Source organism: Mesotoga sp. UBA5825, assembly GCF_002432955.1.
Taxonomy (GTDB): Bacteria; Thermotogota; Thermotogae; order Petrotogales; family Kosmotogaceae; genus Mesotoga.
The window spans coordinates 1252-5630 of the sequence record NZ_DJHG01000140.1 but is presented as its reverse complement, the minus strand read 5'-3'; the positions used below and the strand labels follow the sequence as shown (position 1 = coordinate 5630).

Genomic DNA, 4379 nt, shown 5'->3' with positions numbered 1-4379 from the left:
AAAATAAATAATCATATGATTTAAATTAAAGCATAAGTATAATGATTGATTTATATGATCAAAAGTGATAGAATGTATTCGTGGCTTGCTGGGATGGTGATCTCATGAGACAGCTGCTCGCTGGATTGTTTGTAGTTATTATGGTTGCTGTTTTGTTTGGAAGTCAGAATACTGCTACTCAGCAGATAAGGGTAATCGTTGATTCGGTTGCTCTTCTCGAAGTATCAAGAACGACTTTCGCCTTCGAAATTACAGAAGGGGCCTTCGTGGAAGGAGAAAGAGCTGTCTTCGATAACATTGAAGGCGGAACGATCTGGTACACCTCGGTATCTACAAACGGTAAGTCCCGTTCGATTACTGCGTCTCTCTCAGATCCCACTATTCTTGATTTCATGGAAACCGCGATAGAGGTTAGGTCTCCTGAATCAGGAGTAGGAGAGCTCGGTCATTCGTCTGGAAGGGTTATTCTAAGTGATGTACCTAAGGTGATACTCTCCAACATAGGAACTTGTTGGACGGGAAGAGCTCAAGGAGCTACGTTTATTTATGATGTGGAAGTTCGTTCACCCGAGAAATTGGCTTCGATGGCAATGATTGTTGACGTTATCTTTACGTTCTCCGGTGAGTGATCACAGTACACCTGTATCTATTATGATTATGCTTTCTTCTTTTTCTCTTAATTGGATTTCTATCGTTTCAGTAGCTCCAGGCTTCAGATCGATTTCCATCAGTTGAGATTCGACCGCGACCCCGTTGGGTAGGGTAGAAGTATCGATTCTCACAGTCAACTTTCCGGGTTTCAGATTGGGAACCACAATCTCTCCACTTTCTCTTGTAGTGAGTCTGTATACTTCTCCGTTGCTCAGGATTATTAGAACCCCACCGAGGCTGATCTCTGTCTGTTCAGGCTTGATAAGTCTCACTCTAAGCGTTGCAGATCTGGTGAGGTATAGTGAAACGAAATCCTCTTCGTTTTCCTTAAGTTCGATTTCGAATGGAACTGTCTTTACACTTATAAGACCACGCTCGAGAGACCTGGCATCAATATCCAGGTAGTACTTGCCAGGTCTAAGCCCTCCGAACTTGAATCGACCATTCTCATCGCTTATTGAAACTAGATTGTTCAGTGTTACGACGGCCCCCTTGACGGGAACTTGCTCTCCCCCGACCAGAATAGATACTTCTCCTGAGAGAGAAGTGAGGTTTGAGCGCGGCGAAACCGGGAGTGAGAAAGGGAAGGTATAACTGAGTGAAAAGCTTATCGATGGCTTCCAGTAGTCTTTGAGAGAAGCGCCCACATTGAATCCAATGCCGATCGATGAGCCGCCAGGCAGAGTTGCGGAGCTCAAAAACTCACCCTTAATTTTCGAAGGCTGCAGATCTCTCATCTCGTATGTCAGAACAGTGTTCAACTTCATACCTCCGCCTGTTATGTGTGTTACCACAAGGGAGAGAGCCGTTTCGCATCTGTCACCTACATAATACTTTAGGGAAGCTCTTGCATAGACGTATGTGAGATTTGAGAACCTGTAAGAACCGTAAAGTTCCAGAGAGTGCGTTCCTTTGTAGTCAGAAGGAATTCCTGAGTACTGCAGTGCAAAAGATGCGAAAGCGCTTATCATTGAGTAGCTGTAAGAAGCTGAGAGATTAGTTCCAAAGTAAGTAATCTGGCCTCCTGACGACCTAACGCTGCCGGCTCCGTAATTTCCGCCGATTGAAAGATAAAGACCTGAAAGCGAAGGTGATGATGCCCTGGCCTGTAGGGAAAAGCTGTCAAGAAGCCCTGGCAACTGGAAATCGAAGGGAGTATTTCTCTGAATATTCCCTTCGAGAGAGAGACGGAGAGAGCCTGGCTCCTGCCAGATGNNTTCAGTATTTCCCTGTCCGAGCCTTCTGATATTCGATTCGAGTAGTCTATAGAAGACCTAAGCTGCCAATGTTCAACCCGATTCGTGAAGTCAGAAGAGAAGAGAAGGCCATCCAGCTTACCGTCTAAAGACGGTACTCTGAGAACGGAACGGTTCCTGAACTGGTCTATCCTTGATTCGGCTGCAACCGACAATATATGCTGCCCAGATAACGAGAGATTCCCATCTAGTGCAAGTCCGACCGCAAAATCTGTAGATCTCCTCCAGTCCAGAAAGAGGTCGTACTCCGAAAAGCTTTCTGATAGACTTCCGCCGAACTTCCATGGATCTAGCTTGATCAGGAGATCCAAGCCGCTTGTGGAATTACCGAGAGAAACAGATGCTAGGCCAATGCGCGAGATATTGCCGTATCTCGCCTCAAAATAAGGACTTCTATAGGAAGCTGAAATTGTGAAGGGTTTTTCTTCTTCGGTTGCCTTTATGATTGGAAGAGAGAGCTCGAGATTGACGCGCCTTTTCTTGGAGTCATCGATGAAACCATCGATTCTTATTGCTGAATTTAGGTATAAGGAGTCCGAAAAGCCTGCCAAGATCGTAACTCTTGCTGGCAAGAGAATGAACCTGTTTGCTATAGAGTCGGCTGGAGGAATAATCACCACCGATGAGCGGGCGGAAGTAACTCTGATGCTGCCCGAACTCTCCTTAGCGGTAAGCGTGATAATGTGAGTTGACTGGTCGGTAAGCAGCGAAGAAGTCTTCGCGCTCACCAGAACCGACTCTGTGGATGCAGGCTCAAGAGTCAATGAAGACTTGCTGAGGCTAAGTCTGTAAGAGAGATTGTCATCTGCGCGAAGATCTATTACAACTGGTATATTACTGCTGTTTGTTATCGAGAATACGACAGAATAATCTTCGCCTGCCTGTACATAGTCAGGGCCTTCGATTCTGGAAAGTGATAAAGAGAGGGTTGAAGCTACTCTTACATTGATTGTTATTTCTGATTCTCTTCCCTCGGGATCGCGCACTGAGTAGACGGCTTTGTAATCTCCAGCGAGAGCTCTGTTCGGAACCACGAAGCTGATTATCCTGATTTCAAAAGAGTCGGGAGCAACCTCAAAGGTAGAAGTACCGAAAACACTTCGCCAGCCTTCCGGAAGAGAGAGAGATTCTCTCAAGGAAATCGCTTCAAAGGAATTGTTGAGAACAATGATTGCTACAGAGACAATCTCACCGGGACCTACTTCTTCCGGAGGCGGCGACGAGAGTGATATTTCAAAATCTGTCGCTGCCAGAGCGACAGTCACCAGAAGTAGAAGCACCGCAAGCAGTCTCTGCGGTTTCATGATTATTCGATCATCATCGAGTACTGTGCGCCCCATGCATCCTCACCATCTCTAATAAGGGCCAGCACACTGTAGCTTCCCGGAGCTAGACCTTCGAAGGGTACCCTGAAGTGCCCTGAGGTGCCAGGATAAAGGCGTAGAGAGTTTCCAGAGAATTCCCCTATTGTTACTCCTGTTGAGTCAAAGACTCTGGCTGAAACCTGAGGCCTGAGCCACCAGTCACCCGTGTTTTCTATGTCCAGAGCCAGCGAGTACAGATCGCCTTCCTTTTCAAGGCTCCTTCCTATGATCACGATGCTCTTGTTATCTGGATTGCCCAGGTTGGTTACTATCTGAACCGCGTACCGGGTAAGGGTTCTCATAGTTATACCTTCACTGGTCTCTTCAAGGAACTCCGTTACAGGTTCAACCATAATCACGCCCCAGAAAGTTCCATAAAGGGATTCGTCTGTCGGTACAATTACTGAGAAGCTGTAGTTGAGACTGGAATTGGCTGGGATAGTTATCTCCGGTGCCTGAAGCTCTATCCAGTCGGCGTTTGACCTTTCGAGACTTCCTGCTTCGGGATACTGTGTAGAGCCTGTGTAGTAGAAAAAGTAATCTGTAATGTAGAAGCGCACTCTTGCGGATTCGCTACCGTTGTTCTGGAGCTGAATTTCTCCGGAAAGAACCTGACCTGCCGACGTATTGAATGTATGGGTAAGGCCGTTTATGATTAGAACATCGGCGCCTACTGCAACAAAGATTAATAAAAAAACGAAAACTGAAATCCTCTTGAACATGTCTATCAACTCCAGACCATAATTGTACGAGACTACTGAACTTCACCGAGATCAATAACTGTGAAAGTAATTAAAGTATTGCTTACCATGTCCAGGTCATTGGCATCTACTGAGTACTGAACGAAGAAGGTCACTCCCTCTCCACGTGGTTTGAAAACGATATCTACGAAATCGTAGGAAGTATTTGGATCTGAAAGCTCCAGATAACCGATATAGGTGGTTGAAATTACACCTTGCTGACTTGTAGGGTCCCAAATAACCTGCATCTCAGTTGACCACCTAAGAGACAACGGCATGCCGTCAGTTCGGCTTACGGAGATCCTGAATTTCCTCTCTTTTCCATATCCTCCGGAGAGTTCAGGTCTGTAAACGGTAATGGTAGTCGC

The 4379-nt window shown here is 46.1% G+C and carries 4 protein-coding genes; 1 reads left to right on the top strand and 3 read right to left on the bottom strand.

What is annotated here, in order from left to right:
• Positions 1 to 104 precede the first annotated feature (104 nt).
• On the top strand, positions 105 to 629 hold the full coding sequence (locus tag B3N33_RS12845) for a hypothetical protein (protein WP_214079650.1): 525 nt from the start codon (positions 105 to 107) through the stop codon (positions 627 to 629).
• Here B3N33_RS12845 and B3N33_RS12840 read toward each other — a convergent pair whose 3' ends face one another.
• The 3 genes from B3N33_RS12840 to B3N33_RS12830 form a co-directional block, all read right to left on the bottom strand.
• A complete protein-coding gene (locus tag B3N33_RS12840; protein WP_292593544.1) occupies positions 630 to 1622 on the bottom strand; it encodes an MSCRAMM family protein in 993 nt (330 codons plus the stop codon).
• Between the two features lie 1591 nt (positions 1623 to 3213).
• Positions 3214 to 3993: a hypothetical protein gene (locus B3N33_RS12835; RefSeq protein ID WP_214079648.1), complete on the bottom strand. Its 780-nt coding sequence runs from the start codon at positions 3991 to 3993 to the stop codon at positions 3214 to 3216.
• 32 nt (positions 3994 to 4025) lie between these two features.
• On the bottom strand, positions 4026 to 4379 hold a 354-nt coding region (locus tag B3N33_RS12830), incomplete at its 5' end, for a hypothetical protein (RefSeq protein ID WP_292593543.1).